This is a genomic window from Pseudomonas sp. P1_F1_2 (assembly GCF_056405815.1).
The window spans coordinates 79,841-101,312 of sequence record NZ_JBFUBK010000003.1; the positions used below are offsets into that span (position 1 = coordinate 79,841).

A 21,472-nucleotide genomic window follows, 5' to 3' on the forward strand; every position below is an offset into this window, starting at 1 on the left:
GTTGGCTAGTCGGTATTGTGGAAACGCTATCGACCGCTGCAGCCACTTGTTTAACAGTGGCTCGGTACTTTTGACCTTTTTCGACATGCGGTAGGTAAAACGCGCTTTTCTGCCCCCTTCCCTCCTGAACCTAGTGTTCAGTCGCCAGTCTTACAGGCGCCGTAAATTCTCATTTTCGTCATTATCTCCTCAGAGCTGTCCGCCCCATGCACCCCACCGTCCTCGCCTTGCGCTGCGCCTCGCTGTGTTGTTTACCTGTGCTTGCTCTATTGGCCACCCCTGCCCATGCCAGCGGCGAACGCCAACTGGTGGCCGCGATCAACGATTACCGTGCCCATCCGCAACGTTGCGACAGGCGCCCGGCACAACGCCTGGCGCCGCTGGCGCTGAACTCGAACCTGGCGCTGCCCATCGGCTATGGCGGTGGTTTGCGCGATCGGCTGAAGGCTTCCGGCTATTCGGCGGTGACGGTTCGAAGCATTCGGGTGGTCGGTGCGCAGGATGCCGATGAAGCCTTTGATAGGTTGCAAGACGATTACTGCGGGGCGCTGCTGGATGGCCAGTACGCGGACATCGGCGTCAGTCGCAGCCGATCGCAATGGCAAGTGGTGCTGGCGCAACCGGTACTCGACCGTCAGGTCGGCGACTCGCGAACCGTCGGCAAGGCACTGTTGGCACAAGTCAACGCGGCACGGGCCAAACCGCGGATGTGTGGCGCTCAGCGCTTCGCCGCCGCACGGCCGCTGAGCTGGAACACCGCCCTGGGCGCCGCCGCCCAAGGGCACAGCAAGGCCATGGCCTACGGCAACTACTTTGCGCACCGTGACCCCGACGGTGATATGCCCGCCGATCGAGCGCGGGCCGCCGGCTTTCGCGGCAGGCAGACCGGTGAAAACATCGCCGCCGGGCAAAGTTCACCGAGCAAGGCGATGTCAGGATGGCTGGCCAGCCCCGGGCATTGCGCGAATCTGATGAACCCGATGTTTACTCAGGTCGGCGCCGGTTATGCGGCAGATGCCCGTAGTGATGAGGGGGTGTATTGGACGATGCTGTTTGGGGCACCGTGATCGGGTGACTTGAACGCTGTTTCTTTACCTTGAAAAGGAGCATCACCAGCAAACTGACAAAGGCGCCGGTCACCGCCAGCGCCATGTCTTTCTGTGAATCCCACGGATCGTTTTGAGCACCAATGAAGGCGCGGGACGTGTCGTCGCCCAGATAGGCCCCGCCAATCCACTCCACCAATTCGTAGATGGCTGACGTCGACAGCATGATGTTCATCGCCACGAACATCAGCCAAAAGCCCCGCAATGGGGTCAGCCGCAGCAGCACTTCTCGCACGGGATAGACCAAAAACAACCCGTAGCTCAAATGGACCAGCCGATCAAAATGGTTGCGATGCAGGCCAAGGGCTTTGTTGAGGCTGAACCCGGCCAGGTCCGAACACCAACGGTCGTAGGGCACTTCGGCGTAGGTGTAGTGAGAACCCAATTCGTGAATACACAGGAAAACGAAAATCAGGGTGACGGACACCGCAGACAAGCGAAACCAGTAAGAGGCCGCCACCAAGGTGCCCACGAGCAACAGCACCAACAGGTTTTCCAGCGCCCAATCAACCCGACTGTGCGGCGAAAAGCCCAGCACCACGACGATTGAAACAAACACCAAAAGCAGCGTCAGGTCGTATCGCGCATAGGGTTTGGGCTGCATGGCGTGGGCTCCTGGGTGACAAACATCAGATCAATTCAACGTAAAACCGGTTCAAGCACAGCGACAAAAGGCAGGACTCCTGACCACCAATGGGCTTAAAGGCGTGTGCTAGGCTTTTTGCACTAACGTGAGGTGATGCGTTTGGATACACAACCCTTCCTGAAAGCTGGAGCTCAATGATGAAAACCACTGTTTCCTGGATAACGATCACACTGATGAGTCTTGTGCTTAGCGCCTGCGCCGCCGTTGGAGCCGGGAGCGGAGGCGCGGGCGAAATGGAAATTCGCTCGGGCAAGATTGAGCAGATCACCCTCACGCAGATGCAAACCAATCATGACAGTGGTGTCGGCGCCATTCTTGGCGGGATCGCCGGTGTCGGCCTTGGCAGTTTGATCGGGCATGGCACAGGACGGGACGTGGCGATGGTGGCCGGCGCGCTCGCGGGTGCGGCAGGCGGCAACTACGCGGAGAAGAAAAAGTATGACCAGCCTCAGGAAGCTCAACAGATCATCGTGCGCACAAAAAGCGGTGTGCTGGTGTCGGTGACCCAGCCAATCAATCCTGGACTGAACAAAGGCATGAACGTTTATATCGAAGGCACTGGAAACGAAGCGCGGGTGGTGCCGCAGGGCTAAGTAAAAATGAGGGGATGGATTTTTTGTTTATCAATAGATCCGTCTCCTTCCAAGGGCCTCTAAACCCAGACAATCTCAAAGGCCCCAATAAAAGCTTTTGCCTATCAGCCCCGAATACTCCACCTATTAGCTGACTTGCAGATAGGCGTCTAACCTTATCCCAGCGCTGGCGTGAGCCGGCCGGTTTTGAGCTGATAAGGAGACAGGAATGAGTCAGAAACATGACTAAGCCTGCCGTGGGCCACCGTGATTGCACCTCGTTCTGCGCTGTACCGATGCCCGTGTAATCAAAACAATCAGTGAATCGAACTGCTGGCCCAGCAGCCTGTGTCATTGCTTTCGCTCGTCGCTATTTCGAGCCCACAACGGGCCGGGTAGCCCGGATGAACACGACCAAAGGTAGCTCGCACATGGCAAATGAATCGAAATGCCCGTTTAACCACGCCGCCGGTGGTGGCACGAAGAACCGCGATTGGTGGCCGAACCAACTGAACCTGAACATCCTGCACCAGCATTCGTCTCTGTCCGATCCCTCGGACGAGGGTTTCAACTACACCGAAGCGTACAAAAAACTGGATTTTGCAGCGGTCAAACGAGACCTCACGGCGTTGATGACCGATTCGCAAGACTGGTGGCCAGCGGACTTTGGTCACTATGGGCCACTCTTCATTCGCATGGCCTGGCACGCCGCCGGCACCTATCGCACCGGTGACGGCCGGGGTGGCGCTGGCTCCGGTCAGCAACGCTTTGCACCGCTCAACAGCTGGCCGGACAACGTCAGCCTCGACAAGGCACGTCGGTTGCTCTGGCCGATCAAGCAAAAATATGGGCGCAACATTTCCTGGGCTGACCTGATCGTGCTGACCGGCAATGTGGCGCTGGAGTCGATGGGCTTCAAGACCTTTGGTTTCTCCGGTGGTCGTCCGGACGTTTGGGAGCCGGACGAAGACGTTTACTGGGGCTCCGAAAACAAATGGCTGGGCGGCGATATCCGCTACGGCAAAGAAAACCAGCCTATGCAAGAGCCCGGCGAAGGTCCGCTGGTTGCTGAGCCCGGGAAAAACGAGGAGAGCCGCACCGAGCAGGGCCGAAATCTGGAAAACCCACTCGCCGCCGTGCAAATGGGCCTCATCTACGTCAACCCCGAGGGCCCTGAAGGCAATCCGGATCCTGTCGCTGCAGGCACGGACATCCGTGAAACCTTCGCCCGCATGGCGATGAACGACGAAGAAACCGTGGCGCTGATCGCTGGCGGCCACGCGTTCGGTAAAACCCACGGCGCCGGACCTGCCGACAATGTCGGTGCCGAGCCCGAAGCCGCTGGTCTCGAACAGCAAGGCTTTGGCTGGAAGAACAGCTTTGGCACCGGTAAAGGCTCGGACACCATCACCAGCGGGCTGGAAGTGACCTGGACCACCACGCCAACAAAATGGAGCAACAACTACCTGGAAAACCTGTTCGGCTTCGAGTGGGAACTGAGCAAAAGCCCAGCCGGGGCGCACCAGTGGGTCGCAAAAAACGGCGCCGGTGCCGGTACCATTCCGGATGCCCACGACCCGTCCAAACGGCGCAATCCCACCATGCTGACCACGGACCTGTCCCTGCGCTTCGACCCGATCTATGAGCCGATTTCCCGACGCTTCCTGGCCAATCCCGATCAACTGGCCGACGCCTTCGCCCGCGCCTGGTTCAAGCTGATCCACCGCGACATGGGCCCCCTCTCCCGCTACCTCGGCCCGGAAATGCCCAACGAAGTACTGCTGTGGCAAGACCCCATCCCGGCGGTCGATCATGCCTTGGTCAGCGACAGCGACGTCGCCGCACTCAAGAGCAAAATCCTTGCTTCCGGCCTGTCGGTCTCGCAGCTGGTATCGACTGCCTGGGCAGCCGCTTCCACCTTCCGCGGCTCCGACAAACGCGGCGGTGCCAACGGCGGACGCCTGCGCCTGGCCCCGCAGAAATTCTGGCAAGCCAACCAGCCAGAACAATTGGCGAACGTCCTGGCGAAACTCGAAAGCATCCAGAGCGAGTTCAACAGCGGTGGCAAGAAAGTCTCGCTGGCCGACCTGATCGTATTGGCGGGTAACGCGGGCGTCGAACAAGCGGCGAAAAATGCCGGTCACAGCGTGACGGTTCCGTTCACGCCGGGGCGGATGGACGCGTCGCAAGAGCAAACGGACGTGGAATCCTTCGGCTTCCTCGAACCGATTGCCGATGGCTTCCGCAACTACCTGAAAACCCGCTACCGCGTACCGGCCGAGCAACTGTTGATCGACAAGGCGCAACTGCTGACGCTCACCGCTCCGCAAATGACCGCGCTGATTGGTGGTCTGCGAGTGCTGAACACCAACGTCGGACAAACCCGCCACGGCGTCTTCACCCAACAACCGGAAGCGCTGACCAACGACTTCTTCACCAACCTGCTGGACATGAGCGTGGAATGGAAACCCACCTCCGAGGCCGCTGAAGAGTTCGAAGGACGCGATCGCAAATCCGGTGCAGTGAAGTGGACCGGGACGCGTGTTGACCTGGTCTTTGGGTCGAATGCGCAATTGCGGGCACTGGCCGAGGTTTATGCGAGCAGTGATGCGAAGGAGAAATTTGTTAAGGACTTTGTGGCGGCCTGGACCAAGGTGATGAACCTGGATCGGTTTGATGTGAAGTGACGGGGTAAACCGTCAGGCCTTGAATGAACCACCCCGCCCCGATCAAACGGGTCGGGGTGGCTTTTAAAGGCTTACTCTTTCTGGACGTCGGCGCGTCATATCACGACTTGGGCTCAGATCCTATAACCCACGCGGAGCAAGGTCCGGAGCGTCGAAAACCTGATCAATCAGTGCTGGATCAATGCACAGCAGGTTTTCAGGCTCGTATTTCAGCTGATCTCCCCACGGCTGGCCGGTGGTCAACGATCCGTTCAGGCGCACCATCACGGATTCATGCACCCAGACTTTCTGCCCGGGCTCAGGCTGGGGAATCTCTCGCGCTCTGGGTTTGCCGAATGGCGGCATCGAGCCAAACTTGAGCGTTCGAGTGTGAGTCTTGGGGTCCCACCTCAAGCGCGGCACCCACTCCGCAATCATCCACCATCGGGACAGCGATTGGTGGGCTTGTGCCAGCGGATCCGCTACCGGGCAGGTCTTGGGATGGAGTTCGCCACGACACGATGCATCATCGATGTTCAACCCGGCCTCCAGGCTCTCCCCAATCATCCAGCGCAAGGCAATCAGGGCAAGCTGCGATTCTTCCAACGGGTAGCCGCCACCGACATCGCAATGCACGCCGGCGAACCACACCTGTTTCAGGTCCGCGGCCTTGGCGACATTCCATAGGTTCTGGCGGAAAAAACAGCGTCGCTCGTCAATGGACACCGCATGACGGATGGTGCGTACGCTTGGATTGTTTGCGGTATAGGGAACGACCAACGGGTCATACACCCAACCCACTGAACTCACGGTGTCGAACAGCCCGAGAAAGTAGACATCGACATCCTGGGAAAAGGATTCCTTGAACTGCGTCATCAAGGAAAAATCCGGTCGCTTGTCCGCGGTCAGGCGCCACCAGAAATAGCTCCACGGCCGCTTGAGGGAAGGTTCGGGCGCACCTTTTTCGGAACGTGTTCGTGTGGTCAGTAATGACCAGGCAAAGTCCAGTTGTTGAGCCTGGTGGGCCGGTAGCAACCCAAGCGTATGAATCATGGCTGCCAGGACCCGGGCAGCATAGGAACCGCGAGAAAAACCGTAGATGAAAATCTGATCGCCTTCCTGATAGTTCTCCATGAGAAAACGGTAGGCATTGAGCACGTTACGCTTGATCCCCCAACCAAACGCCAGCCCGGCAATTCGCGACGGTACCTTCTCCCATTCGAACAGGGTTTCACTTAACCCGAACGTGCCCACACCCTGATCGTAATAGCTCAGAAGCTCACTGCTGTTCTTGGGTAATGACCGAAACACCCGGAGCACATTGGTGGGTTTGTCACAGAAGCGGTTGTTCGTTCCATCGATACAGAGAATCAGTTGGCGCGCCATGGTCTGTGTGCTCTCCGCAATCTTGTTGCCCGGCAAAGTGGGGTTCCCGCGCTTCCTGTCGGCAAGCGAGGGACGGTGTGGCCCCACATCCGTGTCGTGACAACTGCTGCGGTAAATCGTGGAGGGCTATCCAAGGCATAGCAGAGTTAATGGCGCTTAGCCATAAAGCTAGTTCAGTAACGAGACCATGCGCGGTTCAATTGAAGCCTCCAACACCTCAACCAACGCCAGCGTCACCGGCAACTTGAAACGCCGCCGCCCCGCGCTGCCGGGATTGAGGAACAGCTGATCGCCGCGCCATTCGATGCATGGCTTGTGCGAGTGCCCGGTGATCACCAGTTTGATGCCGGCATCGAGCGCGGCCGGGACATCGGCGATGTCATGCACCAGCAAAGTGCCCCAACCCTTCAGGTCGAAACGCAGAAGATCATCCAGATGCGCGGCCCATGGCGCGTCCACGTCATTGTTGCCGCGCACGACATGCAGTGGAGCAATGGACGCCAGTTGATCGAGGATGTCCGGGCTGCCGATGTCGCCCGCGTGAATGATCCGCTCGCACCCTTCCAGGGCCGCAAGGGCTTCGGGGCGGAGCAAACCGTGGGTATCGGAAATCACGCCAACCTTCATGCATCGCTCCCGTTGAGGTCGGGGTCTGACGCGATCAAGGATCTACTTGCGCCATCAGTTCAGCAACCGATTCCTGGCGATTGGCGTAGCGCTGGGCCAGCACCGCACAGACCATCAGCTGAATTTGATGGAACAACATCAACGGCAGGATCAACACGCCGATGGTGCTGCCGACGAACAGCACCTGAGCCATCGGCACACCGGTGGCCAGGCTTTTCTTCGAGCCGCAGAACAGGATGGTAATGCGGTCTTCCATGTTGAAACCAAAGGCTTTGCCCAGCACCGTGGAAGCCACCAATACCAACCCCAGCAACACGCAGCACGCCACCACCAGCCCGGCCAGTTCCCACAGCGGAATCTGGTGCCAGATGCCCTCGGTCACCGCTTCGCTGAACGCGCCGTAAACGACTAAAAGAATCGAGCCCTGATCAACGAACTTCAGCCAACTCTTGTTGCGCCCGACCCAGGCGCCAATCCAGCGGCGTGCGATCTGCCCGGCAATGAACGGCAGCAGCAGTTGCACGCTGATCTTCATAATCGCATCGAGGGTCGAGCCGCCATCGCCCTGCACATTCAGCAGCAGCGTCACCAGCAATGGTGTGAGGAAGATCCCGAACAGACTGGACGCCGCCGCACTGCAAATCGCCGCCGGAATATTGCCGCGCGCCAGCGAGGTAAAGGCAATGGCCGACTGCACCGTCGCAGGCAGTGCGCAGAGGTACAACATGCCCATGTACAGATCATCACCGATCAGTGGCGACAGCACCGGTTTGAGCGCCAGACCGAGCAGCGGGAACACCACAAAGGTCAGGCTGAACACCAGCAAATGCAGGCGCCAATGCCCGGCCCCGGCGATGATCGACTCGCGTGACAGTTTGGCGCCATGCAGAAAAAACAGCAGGGCGATGGCGACGTTGGTCAGCCAGCCAAAGCCCACCGCCACTTGACCGCTGGCGGGCAACACGCTGGCCAGCAGCACGACGCCAATCAGGGTCAAGGTGAAGTTGTCGGGTAAGAAACGGGGGCGCGTCATCAGGATCATCCAGGTTTGCCAGGAACGTGATGACGACTCTAACGCGCCTGATGATTACCGACTAACGCTAGTAAGCCAGGAGATGTCGCCTAAAGGACATGACTGATGAGTCAACCATCGTTCTTGACGCCTCATGCGGTTAGGTGGGAAAACGTGGCTGGCCCGGATGGACGTATCGGGCTCACTCACGAATCAAGGACGGCTCATGAAAACCCTGTTGTATTTGCTGATCGCCGCCGGCGTCGGCACCGCGCTGCAACACGCTGGTATCCCTCATGGCCTGTTATTGGGCTCGATACTCGCAACCGCCGTCATCGCCAGCCGTTTTCGATTCTCTCCCACCGTGCGTTTCAGCCTCGGCTACGTGCAACTCGTGTTGGGGATCGCGACGGGCCTGATGTTCACCGCGTGGGACAGCCAGACAGTCGCCGCCATGTTGCCCAGCCTGGGCTTGATGCTGTTGTGCCTGGTGGTGCAAAGCACCGTGGCCGGTTTCTCGTTGCTCAAGGTCGCCGGCTGGAACCGCAAGGACACCCTCCTCGCCGTCTACCCCGGCGCCCTCGCCGCCGTGTTCGACTTGCTGGAGTCCGAACGAGCGTCCAGCAAAGTGATCGTCGTGCATCTGGTTCGACTGCTGTCCATCACCCTCCTCGTCAGCTTTTGTATTCCCGGGCAGACCCACCTGGCGATTGCCCAGAGCAGCCCGCTGGACATGAGCATGGCGTTGACCCTGCTGTCGCTGATCGCCATGTGTTTGTTGCTCGGGCGTTTGCTATTGAACGTCGGCGTGCCGGCGCCGTTCATGCTCACGGCCATCGTCCTCACGGGCGTCTACGTCAAGCTGGGCTACCTCCACGGATTCCAGATGCCCGCCTGGAGTGTCGACTCGGCGGCGGTCCTGCTTGGTGTGTTGATTGGCTCGAAATTCAAGGACATCAGCCTCGCGCAGCTATGGCACCACGGCCGCGCCGGACTGATGTCCGTCGCCTTGATGTTGCTGATCGCCGCGGCGTTCGCCGGGGTGGCGGGTCGGGTGCTGGGCAGCGACCCCTTGTCGTTGTGGCTGGCGTACATGCCGGGCGCTGTCGAGACCATCGCCATCGTCGCCTTCAGTGGCGGGCTGAACGTCGTGTTCATCCTCACTCACCACCTGATGCGCATGGTCGTGCTGCACTTCGCCCCCGCATTGATCGTGCAGGCCCGGCGCTGGCGGGAAGATGTTTGATCAGGGGTCGCAGGAAAGGATTAAGCGGGAGAGATCGTGGCCAGTGCACCAATCAGAATGGTCAACACCAGAAATCCACCGAGGAAGAGTGCCATCTTGCCCATTGGGGCCTCCTAAATTGTGAGGTTGCTGCGTGCCTTCATTCTGAGCCCGCAACTGAGTGCATTACAGATTCAGATTCCTCAGAAAAATACGGATCAGATTTGATCCTGCAAACGAAAAAGCCCCGCCCCACTCACGTGGGACGGGGCTTTCTATTGCATCAATCGCCGCTTACAGATCGGTGATTTCCTTATGGCGTGGCACCAGCGTTTTCATCACGCTCCAGGCCACCAGATAGGCCAGCGAACAGATGGCGAACATGATCATGTAGCCGGTGTGAATATCGTTGATCGATTTGTAGTAGTCGAACACGTAACCACCCACCTTCGTCATCACGACACCGCCCAAACCACCCGCCATGCCGCCAATGCCGACCACGGAAGCGATGGTTTTTTGCGGGAACATGTCGGACACGGTCGTGAAGATGTTGCACGACCACGCCTGGTGAGCCGACGCGCCAACACCGATCAGCAGCACCGGCACCCAGAAGCTGATGTAACCGAATGGCTGCGCCAGCAGCACCACCAACGGGAACAGCGCGATCACCAGCATGGCTTTCATGCGGCCGTCATACGGCTTGTCGCCGCGCGCCATGAAGTAGCTCGGGAACCAGCCCCCGCCGATGCTGCCGACCATGGTCATGCTGTACAACACGGCCAGTGGCAACACGATGTCCGCGCCCTTCATGCCGTATTGCGCCGACAGATAGGTCGGCAGCCAGAACAGGAAGAACCACCACACGCCGTCGGTCATGAACTTGCCGAAAGCAAAGGCCCAAGTCTGACGGTAGGTCAGCAACTTGAACCACGATACTTTTTTGGCCGCGACACCCTTCACTTCAGGCGTAGCCACTTGCACCCCTTCATCGCTGCGGATGTAAGCCAGTTCCTCAGCCGACAGACGCTTTTGCTGATCTGGCTTCTCGTAAAGTGCGATCCAGACAGCGACCCAGACGAAGCCCAACATACCGATCACGATAAACGCGGCTTCCCAGCCCCAAATGCCGGCAATCAGCGGCACGCAAATCGGTGCCAGGACTGCGCCCACGTTGGCGCCGGAGTTGAAGATGCCGGTGGCGAAAGAACGTTCCTTCTTCGGGAAGTATTCGGCGGTGGCCTTGATCGCAATCGGGAAGTTACCCGCTTCACCAATCGCCAGCACAGCGCGCGACAGCATGAAACCCGCAATCGAAACCGGAATGACCGCCAGGCCGAGTGCACTGCTCAGCGCACCGATGCCCTCACCCATTGGCACCGCAAAGGCGTGCATGACCGCGCCCGTGGACCAGATACCAATCGCGAACATATACGCTTTCTTGGTGCCGATCTTGTCGACGAAGCGGCCGGCAAACAGCATGGAAATCGCGTACACGAACTGGAAAACCGCGGCAATGTTGGCGTAATCAGTGTTACTCCAACCAAACTGCGTCGACAGTTGCGGCGCCAACAGACTCAGTACCTGACGGTCCAGGTAATTGACGGTGGTGGCGAAAAACAACAGTGCACAGATCGTCCAGCGATATTTGCCGACCGTTTGGCCGACGCGTTGCGCATTGATGGGCTCGTTCAGATTCATGGCATCACTTTATTATTGGATTATGGTGATGATCTCTCGGTTTCAAGCGAGATCAAGTGTGTCGTAAAGCATCGCCAAAACGCGAGGAATCCGCGTCGAGGCTGGTCAGGTTCAGCCGTAACTTTCGATTAACTCGAATGCTGTACCCCGCCGCCGGTGCATCTTTTTACGGCTGGAGGTAGACGTGTCGCGAGTGCTGGCAGGGGTTTGACGGGGCAGTCGCCTGCAACACAGCCGATTGCGCGGGCGCGCAAGCAGACAGGATCGGGCCAGAAGAAGCGACGTAGAGGGGGCTGAGTACGCTAGATGAATTCATGATGAGGGCCGACACGCTTTTTTATTTTTAGGATGAACAGTCGATGTCTCGTCTGTCGTCGTACAACTGCGCCTTTTATAGCGAGATTGAGGTTGGGCTGTCAATCTGAAAGATGGCCGTTGGTCTGGGTGACGGGGTTGCGAGAAAATTTGCGGATGGGTACAGACGGCGCTAGCTGCAGGAGTGTTGGCGTTTTGGCGTTACGGGCGTTGATGGCAGGTTGTGGGGAATTCGAAACCAAATCTCGTTGTACGACGACCAACATTCCCGCACAGACGGCGGAATGGCGACTCTTCAATCCGTTTTGAGTACCCAGGAAGGAGCTTTGCCAAAGTCAGCACCTTTCACCATGACGCTTTGTCTTTGCGACATTGCTGAAATGTATAAAGCCCCGCCCCTTAAAAGGGAGCGGGGCTTTTTACTGCACACCACGCTGGAACAACGCCCTCGCCTACCCTAGTAGATCTACTTGATCCAACATCAGGTTTACCGACAGCCCTGCCCGGGAACGCGCTACACAGATCAGCTGTTGGTGCGATCGGTTGCCTTGGCTTTGCTTTGAGCTACAGCGGCTTCAGCCTTCTGTTTCTGCGCAACCTGGAAGGCTTCCATCGACACTTTCCGGGCCGACTCCATGCGTGTGAAGGTTCGGTCACCGCCACCTGTGGCCATCGCCAGAGAAGAAGCGGTCAAAGCGGCGACTACGAAGAGAGCTTTCATAGATTTCATTTGGGTATCCTCACGTGAGATTTTATTAACGGTTAACAACGGAATTCATTTGTTAAAGCTGAACTTGCTTATTCAACCGGGCTTCACCATCCAGCCAGGGCGGTGCTTCTGGCGCCCCAGGCGCCTTGCTCCATGCGCTCTTGAGCGTCTCTGTTTTTTGCCCAGGCAGTGAGCAGCACCATCATTCCAAATCCACCGACGATGAGAACCGGATAGGCTGCCAGCAACTCCACCAGCGAGTACTTCCAGGCCAGCGGACGACCAACACCCAGCATGGCGGCATAGAACCACGACACGCCAGAGAGGGCGCCGGAGAACAGCGCCAGCATCCGCAGGCTAAAGGAGAGTTTCAGCAACGAACCGGCTTTTTTCAGGGCCGGCAATACAGCGCTATGCAAGAGGAAACCGTTAAAGGTCAACAGCACAACTATCCCGATCTTGGCTTGCAATTTTGGATTGAGGAAATATTCCATTCCCTTGCCGGCATAATCTATCCCGACAATACCAATGCCCGTAATCCACAGAGCGACAAGTGCAAGCACTACGGTTTTTTGAAGACTTTCCATATGCGCGTCATCATGGTGACCCGACACATCCCCTTTCAGGAGTTGCTTGACCATTGCAATGTCACTGGTCAACACCAGCCCGATTGCCACGCAGCAAGCGATAAGATGGAAATACACAACACCCAAACGCACATATTCCACGGTGGACGAAGAAAGCATACTAAGTTCCATGGTGACCTCTTGACTTCAATAGTGAATCAACATAACTCACGACACGACTTAATTAGAGTTTGCCGTTGCTGATTGCAATTAGGATCCAATAATTATTATCAAATACTCTTGCAGTATTACGCTGCCAAGATAATAGCGATTTTTGCGAATGAACTTTTAATCATTCGATCATGTCCATTTTCAGGTAACAAAAACTTCATTCGTACTTAATACATATGAGGTTTAACTTGCGCTTCTGGGGGGACAGGCGAGGCCCAGAATCCTGTCGGTGAGCGGATCAGGTCACGCTGGTGGGGTTGGCCGGGCTTCCGCCCCATTCGAGGAAACGAAGTTTGTGAACCTCGCCTTGGCTGTCCAGGTAAACCAGGGTCACTGGTACTACGCCAGTCTTATCGGATGTATCGGTGCGCCGCAGTACTTGCTTCACATCGATTTCCATTCCGTAGTGGTAATCGACGGCTGACACATGCGCGCCGGGCTCTTGCAAGCCGTTCTGGTCAAAGACACTTGGTGCGAGACTCGAAATCACGGCACTGACTACTGTGGCCATGTTCATTAGGCTGTACCTCTGCTGAAGTTCACTTGACGAGGACCTAATGTGACACGTGAAGAAAATGAAGTTCACTTTCCCGCGACGAACGCGCCTGCCTGAAAAGCATGTAGTGGCTGCAAACTCCCAGCAATTCACCGCGCTTGACGCCTCTCGACCATTCGTCCTTTAACCCCCGTATTTGTTGGTCAAAGTCCGTTTTTGAGGGAGGTCATAACATGTCATGACGGATTTTTACGCAAGGTGAATCAGTACTTTCAATTCAGCCGGCTGAATCCGGGCGATGGCGAATTCAAGCTTTCGAGACCGACCGCATCAACTCAAGGCAGCCAGTGACAAATGGCTGAAATCGGCCTGTTTACTTAATAAAACTGCTATGACGAACCACCGTCTTGCGGTGTGCCAGACTGCTAATTCTTCCATCGGCATTCAGCCGGTGAAATTCCAACTTGTCATGTCGAAGGTATCGCTTTGGCGTGTTTGGGCAAGCCGCTGGAAATCAGCGCGGCCAGCATGACAAAGGCCGTAGAAACCCACAGGCAAGCTTCCAGCCCGTAGTCTTGGTAAATCCAGCCAGACAGTACGGTACCGAGCAGCCGCCCCAATGCGTTGGACATGTAATAGAAACCCACATCCAGCGATACCCCGTCCTCTTTTGCATAGGAGATGATCAAGTAGCTGTGTAAGGAGGAGTTCACCGCAAACAGCGCACCGAAGATCATCAATCCACCCAGGAGCACAACCTGGGGTGACCCACCCGCCGAGAGGCCGAGGGCGATAGTGGCCGGGAAGCCGGCCAGCGAAGCCGCCCAAATGAAGGCCGCTCGCCCATCCGGGACATGGCCACGCGTCTTCCCGGTGATGTTCGGGGCGAGAGACTGAACGATGCCGTAGCCGATGATCCAGGCTGCCAGAAATCCACCCACCCGCCAAAAGTCCCAGCCCAGTACTTCACTCAGGTACACCGGCAAGGCGACGACAAACCACACATCGCGAGCACCAAAAAGAAACAGCCGCGCCGCCGAGAGGATGTTGATCGCTCGGCTCTTGGAGAGCATTTCGCGGAACTTCGGCTTGTCCTTGGCTCTGCCCAGATCCTTTTGCAGCAAGAACAGGCTCGCGATCCAGATCAGCGCCAATACCGTTGCCATCAGCAGCACCGCCCCTCTGAACGTCAACCATGCCAGCAAGGCACCGCCCAGGAAGAAGCCCACACCCTTGAGGGCGTTTTTTGAGCCGGTGAGGACGGCTATCCACTGATAAAGCGTGCCCTGCTGCTGGTCGGGCACCAAAAGTTTGATCGAACTCTTGGCACTCATCTTATTGAGGTCCTTGGCGATACCGGACAATGCTTGAGCGCCCATCACCCAAGGAATGGTCAGTAGAGCGACTGGTACTGTGAGCATCAGCAAGGCGGCGACCTGGAGGCCAAGACCGATATTCATCGTGCGATTCAAGCCCAGGCGAGCGCCCAGGTAGCCGCCCACCAGGTTGGTGATGACGCCAAAGATTTCGTAGAACAGGAACAGCGCGGCAATGTGCAGCGGCGAGTAGCCCAATGTGTGGAAATGCAATACCACCAACATGCGCAGTGCGCCATCGGTGAGGGTGAAGGCCCAGTAGTTGCCGGTGACCAGCAGGTACTGCCGAACTTCCGGGGAAAGGGCTGACGACGCCTTCATGACCACCGCTGTTAACCGGCCAAGCCGGCCAGTTTGGCCAGTTCGACAACGCGGTTGGCGTACCCCCACTCGTTGTCGTACCAGGCGTAGATCTTCACTTGGGTGCCGTTCACCACCATGGTCGAAAGCGCATCGATGATCGAGGAGCGCGGATCGGTGCGGTAGTCGATCGAAACCAGTGGACGCTCCTCATAACCGAGGATGTCTTTGAGCGGACCAGCAGCCGCAGATTTGAGCAACTCATTGACCTCCTCCACCGAAGTCGCACGCTCCACCTCGAACACGCAGTCGGTAAGAGAGGCATTGGCCAGTGGTACGCGCACGGCATGGCCGTTCAGGCGGCCACGCAACTCCGGGAAAATTTCCGCAATGGCTGTCGCCGAGCCTGTACTGGTCGGGATGAGGCTCATGCCCGAAGCACGGGCGCGACGCAGGTCCTTGTGCGGCTGATCGAGGATGCTTTGCGTATTGGTCAGGTCGTGGATCGTGGTGATCGAACCATGGCGAATACCGAGGTTTTCGTGGATCACTTTGACCACCGGAGCCAGGCAATTGGTGGTGCAGGATGCGGCGGTAACAATACGGTGCCGAGCCGGATCGAACAGGTGCTGATTGACGCCCATGACGATGTTCAGCGCGCCCTGTTCCTTCACCGGTGCGCAGACCACCACGCGCTTCACACCTTGTTCCAGATACGCCTGAAGCACGCCAACGGACTTCATTTTGCCACTGGCTTCGATGACTAAATCGCAGCCGGACCAGTCAGTGTCGGCGATGGATTGGTTGGCCGTCACCCGAATGCGTCGACCGTCAATGACCACGCAATCGCTATCGGCGCTGGCTTCGTTGTGCCAACGGCCGTGCACGGAATCGAAATTGATCAGGTGCGCATGGGTGGTAGCGTCGCCAGCAGGGTCATTGATTTGCACGAATTCAAACTCGGGCCAGTGCCAAGCGGCGCGCAATGCAAGACGACCGATTCGACCGAAACCGTTGATACCTACTTTGATGCTCATGATGTTGTTCTCTTTCGTGTGCTGACTTCGGAGGGGCAGTAGATGGTTTGATTGAATTAACAGCTATCTCAGCAACATGCTGCCTGGCGCTCGGGACGCTCACCCATCTGATCAAGGCGTTTTTCGTCCTGGCTCAGCCAGTGGCGGTTGGCCTCAAGCGTGACCTGGATTACGTCGATGACCCACTGTGGAAGCTCAACGTTCAGTCGGTAGTAAATCCATTGCCCTTGACGGCGAGTTTCGAGCAGTCCGCAGGTACGCAACTGAGCCAGGTGGCGTGAAATCTTGGGTTGACTGTCACCGAGTGCGCAGATCAGTTCGCATACGCAGAGTTCACCTTGTGCGCAGAGCAGTAACATGACCCTTGCGCGGGTTTCATCACCCAGGCATTTGAAGACAGTGGCAGGCAGGAGGTTCATCGGAGCGGCTCATATATATGAACATACGAATATACGGATATTTATGAATTTAGAAAGACCTGACATTGGCATGCCAGTGAAATATTCAATGCTTAATGAACGCCTTCAGTGCCTGCTTCTAGCCTATCGTTGCCTGTTTTTGGGGCCGCGATCGATCCGCAGCGGGTGTTTTGGCAAGCAAACCCAGCTTTTCGCCTATGCCGTCACATCCCCCAATACAATCGGGATGGATTTGATTACCAGCAGCAGAGAAAGCCAGGGGCAGAGCGCCCTGGCTTTCTCGCTTCACACGCCTACTGGCCCGGTACCTTCTTGTTCATCGCCTTGACTTGATCCAGGACCTGCACGAGGTTGTAGGACTCCGGCGATTGCAGGGGCGGGAACTCGGCAAAGGACTCAAGTTCCTGTAGCCATAATTGCTGGCCAACCGGCAACAGGTTCCAGTCGTAGAGATAGGCCGTGCTGGGTGCCGCCAATGCACCGCCGATAGACAGCACCGACTTCTGCTCTTCGCCTACGGCCTGTTCGAACGGATCCCTGCGGATATTTTGCACCTGCGCCCAGCCATACTGCTGTGGGCCTGCCAGTGCTGAAGCGCCGGATGACCCTTCCATGGTGAAGTAAATCTTCCAGTTCTTGTAGCGTACGGCCGACGGTGTAGCCCCGGTGTAGTACAAGAATGTATCGCGCGCGGACTTGTTCGATTTGCCTGTCAGATAGTCCAGTTGATTGACGCCCTGCAGCTTGGTTTTGACGATGCCCGGGTATTTGCCGGCCATGATCTGCGCGTTGAGTTCGTTGCCTTTCGGGCCGCCCGCGATTTCAACCAGTGTCGGCATCCAGTCGTAGGAGGCAACGATGTCGTCATACACCGTACCGGGCTTGATTTGACCGGGCCAACGGATCAGCGCCGGTACACGCATGCCGCCTTCCCAGGTCGTCAGCTTGCCGGCCTTGAAGGGCGTCATGCCACCATCGGGGAATGTCTGGCTTTCTGCACCGTTGTCTGTGGTGAACACCACGATGGTGTTGTCCAGCTGCCCCATACTCTCGAGCTTTTTCAGCACCAGGCCGATATTGTCGTCCATCTGCTTCATGCCGACTTCCTGGATACCCCAGTCGTTACCACCTCGTTCGCCCAGCATGGCCTCATACTTGGGCGAGAACACGGTGGTTATATGCATGCGCGCCGGGTTGTACCAGACAAAAAAGGGCTTGTCGGTCGTCTTTGGGTCGTTGCGGTCGAGGAAGTCGATCACCTTGGCTGAAATTTCTTCATCCACCGTTTTCGAGCGTTCCAGGGTGAGCGGCCCCTCATCCTTGCACGTCTGGTTCTTTGACGAACCATCCTTGGATGCACAGGCCAAAACAGGCCGCGGTGGCGTCAGGCAAACGGTGGTCTTGGGATCGACGGCACCCGGCACTGCCGGCACCCCTGGAATGAGCGCCGTTTGGCACGGTGGGGCAAAGCCCTGTTCGGTAGGGCTTTTGTTGATGTCCGGAAAGCTGACCTGCTGCATGGCATCCAAGTGATAGAGGTAGCCCCAGAACTCCTGGAAGCCGTGTGCTGTAGGCAGTGCGTCGGGGTGATCCCCCAGGTGATTCTTGCCGAACTCACCAGTGGTGTAGCCCTGGTCCAGCAGGAACTTGGCGAGTGCCGGTGTGCCTGGTCGCAGATAAGAGGGGCTGCCAGGCAATTGCGGCGGAATCATGCCGGTGCGCAAGGGGGTCATGCCGGTGAAAAAAGCGTTGCGGCCAGCCGTGCAACTTTGCTCGGCATAGTAAGTCATGAACTTGGCGCCTTCATTGGCGATTCGGTCCAGATTGGGTGTCGTATCAAAACCCAGTCCGTTCTGATAAGCCCCGACCTGCATCCAGCCGATGTCATCTCCCATGATGAACAGAATATTGGGCTTTTTGTCGGCCGCTTGGGTGAGCGTTGGTGAAAACGCTCCCAACATCATGCCGCTGGTGGCCAACCCCACCAGCACCATCTGTTTAAGTCTCATAGCGTGTTCCTCTATCTGTTGATATAGGCGTACAGCTACTTCTGACTACCGCTGCACCTCCCTCGAAAATCGAGAATGGGTAATGATGATGACCCTCCAGCCTTGCGGTGCGGCAAACGTCAGTTCGTGGATGGATGAGTCTAGACGATGGGGTGAATACAGGGATCAGCGCACTTATTTGGCGAAGGCAAATACGACGCTCCGTGCTGCCCTACTTTGTCGCCCTGACAAATGAGACCCGCGCCGATGGCCGAGAAAAAATGACAAGGTTCGGGAAAGAAGGTTTACAAAAATGCGAACGAGTTGAATCTATCCCTCGCAGAAAATCACTCCCTACAAAAAAGCCCACTGACCGTCACCGGTTCAGTGGGCTTTCCAATTCAGCTTCTACTTACAAAGCCATATCACTCGCAGCATTAGCCTTCGGAGCCTTCCCGGCATCAGCCGGAGCAACAACTGGAGCCGTCAACTGCGGAATCACCGGCGGCGGAGTCAACTCCAACACCTTGGCAGTGTAAGCCCACTCCTGCGCAACCTTCTCAGGACTGCCGTTCAACTGAGTGCCATAGCTCGGCACGATCTGGTGCAGCTTCTCCTGCCAGGCCGGCGAAGCCACCTTATCCTTGAACACTTTCTGCAGCACGGTCAGCATGATCGGTGCAGCAGTCGATGCACCCGGCGATGCGCCCAGCAGGCCGGCAATCGAGCCGTCAGCCGACGAAACAATCTCGGTACCCAACTTCAACACGCCACCAGCCGCTTCATCGCGCTTGATGATTTGCACGCGTTGGCCGGCTTGCCACAGGCGCCAGTCTTCGGCTTTGGCGTTCGGGAAGTATTCTTTCAAGGCGTTCATGCGGTCTTCGTCAGACAGCATCAGTTGGCCGGCGAGGTACTCGACCAGCGGGTATTCCTTGATGCCGACCTTGGTCATCGGCCACACGTTGTGCGTGGTGGTGGTGGTCAGCAGGTCCATGTACGAACCTTCCTTCAGGAACTTGGTGCTGAAGGTCGCGAATGGGCCAAACAGGATGACGCGCTTGCCGTCCAGGACACGGGTGTCCAGGTGCGGAACCGACATCGGCGGTGCGCCAACGGAGGCTTTGCCGTAGGCCTTGGCCAGGTGTTGTTCGGCGATGGTCGGGTTTTCGGTCACGAGGAACGAGCCGCCGACCGGGAAGCCTGCGTATTCCTGGGCTTCAGGAATGCCGGACTTCTGCAGCAGGTGCAGTGCACCGCCGCCGGCGCCGATGAACACGAACTTGGCGTCGGTTTCGGTTTTGCTGCCGTCTTTCAGGTTTTTGTAGCTGACGCGCCAGGTGCCGTCTGCGTTCTTGGTGATGTCTTGCACTTCGCTAGACAACTTCAAGTCGAATTTTGGCGTGGTTTGCAGGTGCGCGACGAACTGGCGGGTGATCTCGCCGAAGTTCACGTCGGTGCCGATCGGCGACCAGGTGGCCGCGATTTTCTGGTTCGGGTCGCGCCCTTCCATCATCAGCGGAACCCACTTCTTGATCACAGCCGGGTCTTCGGAATACTGCATGCCGGCGAACAGCGGGCTCGCTTGCAGGGCTTCGTAGCGCTTCTTCAGGAACTTGATGTTGTCATCGCCCCACACAAAGCTCATGTGCGGCGTGGAGTTGATGAACGAACGCGGGTTTTTCAGCACACCTTGCTGAACCTGCCAGGACCAGAACTGACGGGAGATCTGGAACGCTTCGTTGATTTCAACGGCTTTCGGGATCTGTACGTTGCCTTTGTCGTCTTCCGGGGTGTAGTTCAACTCGGCCAGGGCGGAGTGACCGGTACCGGCGTTGTTCCAGCCGTTTGAGCTTTCCAGGGCGACGCCGTCGAGGCGCTCGATCATTTCCATCGAGGTGCCAGGTTCCAGCTCATTGAGCCAGACACCCAGCGTTGCGCTCATGATGCCGCCGCCAATCAGCAACACATCGACTTTCTTTGCCTCTTCCGCGTGGACGGAAGTCATCCCCATCGACAATGCCAGCCCCAGCAGGGCCGTGTTCACTTTCTTAAACATCTGTAGCACCTATGATAAAACGCCATCCGCCCTTCCCTCCTCACGACCAAACCCCGGGCTCACGGCATTCAGGCAGGATGTCGTGGGTGTTTGTTCATAAGGATGGGAGGGGTGGGCACACAAGGCCGACTGACTGCATCGACCTCAGTTATATGTCCCTACTGAACTGACTTTTTATCATTATTGGCTTCAGCTACTTGAGCGACATTGATCCTGTCTGCGCGTCTCCGGGACGGGCAAACTGATTAGGTCAAACCAAGTTGGCGCGCAGAATATCACGGTCGGGCGACCGTGCGCTCCGGAAAGGACTCACGGGTCTAGTCCAGACGAGGCTCGTTCGCCGCGTTCTGGCCCAAACGATTCAGCACAAACACCTTGGCGTTGCGGATCATCTGGTCCAAATGCCGGTCGCGTTGCTTCTCGGCATCGATCATTGCGCGCTTGCCATGTTTCTGCAGCAAGTAGGCATGGATCTGTCGAACCTCCAGCGAACCGTAGATCGACGCCACATCCAGCAGCCCCATCAAGCCTTCGCTGCTGTGGTCGCGAGTGTTCATCAGCACTTGGGTGCTGCGCACACCCAGCACCTGAAACCCCATCGATTCGAACCATGGCACCTTGGCGACGGCGCAGGTCAATTCGGCGTGCGGGTAGCGGCGGGTCATGTCTTGCAGCATGGCGCGCGCGACACCTCGGCGACGATGGCCGGCGTCGACCGCCATGTAGGCCACGCCACACGCATCGGGGTCGTCTTTGATCGGCAGGTACAACAGAAAACCGATGACTTTCGACGGGTCTTCATCGTCGGTGGCGACGATCAGCTCGACAGCAATGCCCTTGGAGCCGTCGAGTGCTTCCAGGTACAGGTGCACTTCGAAGCCGACCGTGTATTGGTACACGTTGTACAGCGGGTTGCTCGGCCCGATGCCGACCATGCTGATGTCGGTCAGGTTATCGACGACCATTTGCAGGATCTGGCTGTTAATGGGCTCCGGGCACGGGGCGTCGAAATGGGTGAGTTGGGGCATTGAAATTCTG

The 21,472-nt window shown here is 57.4% G+C and carries 18 protein-coding genes; 4 read left to right on the top strand and 14 right to left on the bottom strand.

The features are described from left to right. Positions 1-206: 206 nt before the first annotated feature. On the top strand, positions 207-1,067 hold the full coding sequence (locus AC1D2P_RS01675; protein ID WP_258666169.1) for a CAP domain-containing protein: 861 nt from the start codon (positions 207-209) through the stop codon (positions 1,065-1,067). Here AC1D2P_RS01675 and AC1D2P_RS01680 read toward each other — a convergent pair. Continuing rightward, positions 985-1,710, bottom strand: a complete 726-nt coding sequence (locus tag AC1D2P_RS01680; RefSeq protein ID WP_477757863.1) for a DUF2238 domain-containing protein — start codon at positions 1,708-1,710, stop codon at positions 985-987. The genes AC1D2P_RS01675 and AC1D2P_RS01680 overlap by 83 nt on opposite strands. Before the next feature lie 179 nt (positions 1,711-1,889). On the opposite strand from AC1D2P_RS01680, the gene AC1D2P_RS01685 reads away from it, so the two are divergent. Further along, positions 1,890-2,345 carry a glycine zipper 2TM domain-containing protein gene (locus AC1D2P_RS01685; protein ID WP_046030315.1) on the top strand — a complete coding sequence of 152 codons (456 nt, stop codon included), beginning with the start codon at positions 1,890-1,892 and terminating at the stop codon, positions 2,343-2,345. 410 nt (positions 2,346-2,755) lie between these two features. Then, positions 2,756-5,011, top strand: a complete 2,256-nt coding sequence (gene katG / locus AC1D2P_RS01690) for a catalase/peroxidase HPI (protein WP_477757864.1) — start codon at positions 2,756-2,758, stop codon at positions 5,009-5,011. A gap of 120 nt (positions 5,012-5,131) precedes the next feature. Here the strand turns inward: katG and AC1D2P_RS01695 are convergent, their stop codons facing one another. The 3 genes from AC1D2P_RS01695 to AC1D2P_RS01705 form a co-directional block, all read right to left on the bottom strand. Continuing rightward, positions 5,132-6,376 (bottom strand): T6SS phospholipase effector Tle1-like catalytic domain-containing protein, encoded by a 1,245-nt coding sequence (locus AC1D2P_RS01695; protein WP_046030581.1) that lies wholly within the window; start codon positions 6,374-6,376, stop codon positions 5,132-5,134. 168 nt (positions 6,377-6,544) lie between these two features. Then, positions 6,545-7,003 carry a metallophosphoesterase family protein gene (locus tag AC1D2P_RS01700; RefSeq protein ID WP_477757865.1) on the bottom strand — a complete coding sequence of 153 codons (459 nt, stop codon included), beginning with the start codon at positions 7,001-7,003 and terminating at the stop codon, positions 6,545-6,547. Between the two features lie 34 nt (positions 7,004-7,037). Further along, positions 7,038-8,036 carry a bile acid:sodium symporter family protein gene (locus tag AC1D2P_RS01705; RefSeq protein WP_477757866.1) on the bottom strand — a complete coding sequence of 333 codons (999 nt, stop codon included), beginning with the start codon at positions 8,034-8,036 and terminating at the stop codon, positions 7,038-7,040. Positions 8,037-8,241: 205 nt separating this feature from the next. On the opposite strand from AC1D2P_RS01705, the gene AC1D2P_RS01710 reads away from it, so the two are divergent. Next, complete coding sequence (locus tag AC1D2P_RS01710) at positions 8,242-9,261, top strand: AbrB family transcriptional regulator (RefSeq protein ID WP_046030322.1); 1,020 nt, start codon at positions 8,242-8,244, stop codon at positions 9,259-9,261. Between the two features lie 273 nt (positions 9,262-9,534). Here AC1D2P_RS01710 and AC1D2P_RS01715 read toward each other — a convergent pair whose 3' ends face one another. The 10 genes from AC1D2P_RS01715 to AC1D2P_RS01760 form a co-directional block, all read right to left on the bottom strand. Continuing rightward, the gene (locus AC1D2P_RS01715; protein WP_046030324.1) at positions 9,535-10,938 is read right to left on the bottom strand and encodes an MFS transporter; all 1,404 of its coding nucleotides are present in this window, start codon (positions 10,936-10,938) and stop codon (positions 9,535-9,537) included. An 838-nt stretch (positions 10,939-11,776) separates the two neighbouring features. Continuing rightward, the gene (locus tag AC1D2P_RS01720) at positions 11,777-11,983 is read right to left on the bottom strand and encodes a co-regulatory protein PtrA N-terminal domain-containing protein (protein ID WP_046030326.1); all 207 of its coding nucleotides are present in this window, start codon (positions 11,981-11,983) and stop codon (positions 11,777-11,779) included. 83 nt (positions 11,984-12,066) lie between these two features. Beyond that, positions 12,067-12,720, bottom strand: coding sequence for a hypothetical protein (locus AC1D2P_RS01725; RefSeq protein ID WP_046030328.1), 654 nt, complete (start codon positions 12,718-12,720; stop codon positions 12,067-12,069). 277 nt (positions 12,721-12,997) lie between these two features. Beyond that, positions 12,998-13,276, bottom strand: a complete 279-nt coding sequence (locus AC1D2P_RS01730; RefSeq protein WP_046030330.1) for a DUF2790 domain-containing protein — start codon at positions 13,274-13,276, stop codon at positions 12,998-13,000. 446 nt (positions 13,277-13,722) lie between these two features. Then, positions 13,723-14,952, bottom strand: coding sequence for an organoarsenical effux MFS transporter ArsJ (gene arsJ / locus AC1D2P_RS01735; RefSeq protein WP_477757867.1), 1,230 nt, complete (start codon positions 14,950-14,952; stop codon positions 13,723-13,725). Positions 14,953-14,963: 11 nt separating this feature from the next. After that, positions 14,964-15,968: an ArsJ-associated glyceraldehyde-3-phosphate dehydrogenase gene (locus tag AC1D2P_RS01740; protein ID WP_477757868.1), complete on the bottom strand. Its 1,005-nt coding sequence runs from the start codon at positions 15,966-15,968 to the stop codon at positions 14,964-14,966. A gap of 68 nt (positions 15,969-16,036) precedes the next feature. Beyond that, positions 16,037-16,387, bottom strand: a complete 351-nt coding sequence (locus AC1D2P_RS01745; protein WP_109786676.1) for an ArsR/SmtB family transcription factor — start codon at positions 16,385-16,387, stop codon at positions 16,037-16,039. A gap of 293 nt (positions 16,388-16,680) precedes the next feature. Next, positions 16,681-18,396, bottom strand: coding sequence for an arylsulfatase (locus AC1D2P_RS01750; RefSeq protein ID WP_109786677.1), 1,716 nt, complete (start codon positions 18,394-18,396; stop codon positions 16,681-16,683). A 391-nt stretch (positions 18,397-18,787) separates the two neighbouring features. Continuing rightward, positions 18,788-20,434, bottom strand: coding sequence for a malate dehydrogenase (quinone) (gene mqo, locus AC1D2P_RS01755; RefSeq protein ID WP_109786678.1), 1,647 nt, complete (start codon positions 20,432-20,434; stop codon positions 18,788-18,790). Between the two features lie 317 nt (positions 20,435-20,751). Continuing rightward, positions 20,752-21,462 (bottom strand): GNAT family N-acetyltransferase, encoded by a 711-nt coding sequence (locus AC1D2P_RS01760; RefSeq protein ID WP_223525053.1) that lies wholly within the window; start codon positions 21,460-21,462, stop codon positions 20,752-20,754. Between the last annotated feature and the right edge of the window lie 10 nt (positions 21,463-21,472).

Bases quoted from the DNA above. Each gene is read 5' to 3' on its own strand.
- AC1D2P_RS01675 (WP_258666169.1), top strand. From the start codon at position 207: ATGCACCCCACCGTCCTCGCCTTGCGCTGCGCCTCGCTGTGTTGTTTA.
- AC1D2P_RS01680 (WP_477757863.1), bottom strand. From the start codon at position 1,710: ATGCAGCCCAAACCCTATGCGCGATACGACCTGACGCTGCTTTTGGTG.
- AC1D2P_RS01685 (WP_046030315.1), top strand. From the start codon at position 1,890: ATGAAAACCACTGTTTCCTGGATAACGATCACACTGATGAGTCTTGTG.
- katG (WP_477757864.1), top strand. From the start codon at position 2,756: ATGGCAAATGAATCGAAATGCCCGTTTAACCACGCCGCCGGTGGTGGC.
- AC1D2P_RS01695 (WP_046030581.1), bottom strand. From the start codon at position 6,376: ATGGCGCGCCAACTGATTCTCTGTATCGATGGAACGAACAACCGCTTC.
- AC1D2P_RS01700 (WP_477757865.1), bottom strand. From the start codon at position 7,003: ATGAAGGTTGGCGTGATTTCCGATACCCACGGTTTGCTCCGCCCCGAA.
- AC1D2P_RS01705 (WP_477757866.1), bottom strand. From the start codon at position 8,036: ATGACGCGCCCCCGTTTCTTACCCGACAACTTCACCTTGACCCTGATT.
- AC1D2P_RS01710 (WP_046030322.1), top strand. From the start codon at position 8,242: ATGAAAACCCTGTTGTATTTGCTGATCGCCGCCGGCGTCGGCACCGCG.
- AC1D2P_RS01715 (WP_046030324.1), bottom strand. From the start codon at position 10,938: ATGAATCTGAACGAGCCCATCAATGCGCAACGCGTCGGCCAAACGGTC.
- AC1D2P_RS01720 (WP_046030326.1), bottom strand. From the start codon at position 11,983: ATGAAATCTATGAAAGCTCTCTTCGTAGTCGCCGCTTTGACCGCTTCT.
- AC1D2P_RS01725 (WP_046030328.1), bottom strand. From the start codon at position 12,720: ATGGAACTTAGTATGCTTTCTTCGTCCACCGTGGAATATGTGCGTTTG.
- AC1D2P_RS01730 (WP_046030330.1), bottom strand. From the start codon at position 13,276: ATGAACATGGCCACAGTAGTCAGTGCCGTGATTTCGAGTCTCGCACCA.
- arsJ (WP_477757867.1), bottom strand. From the start codon at position 14,952: ATGAAGGCGTCGTCAGCCCTTTCCCCGGAAGTTCGGCAGTACCTGCTG.
- AC1D2P_RS01740 (WP_477757868.1), bottom strand. From the start codon at position 15,968: ATGAGCATCAAAGTAGGTATCAACGGTTTCGGTCGAATCGGTCGTCTT.
- AC1D2P_RS01745 (WP_109786676.1), bottom strand. From the start codon at position 16,387: ATGAACCTCCTGCCTGCCACTGTCTTCAAATGCCTGGGTGATGAAACC.
- AC1D2P_RS01750 (WP_109786677.1), bottom strand. From the start codon at position 18,396: ATGAGACTTAAACAGATGGTGCTGGTGGGGTTGGCCACCAGCGGCATG.
- mqo (WP_109786678.1), bottom strand. From the start codon at position 20,434: ATGTTTAAGAAAGTGAACACGGCCCTGCTGGGGCTGGCATTGTCGATG.
- AC1D2P_RS01760 (WP_223525053.1), bottom strand. From the start codon at position 21,462: ATGCCCCAACTCACCCATTTCGACGCCCCGTGCCCGGAGCCCATTAAC.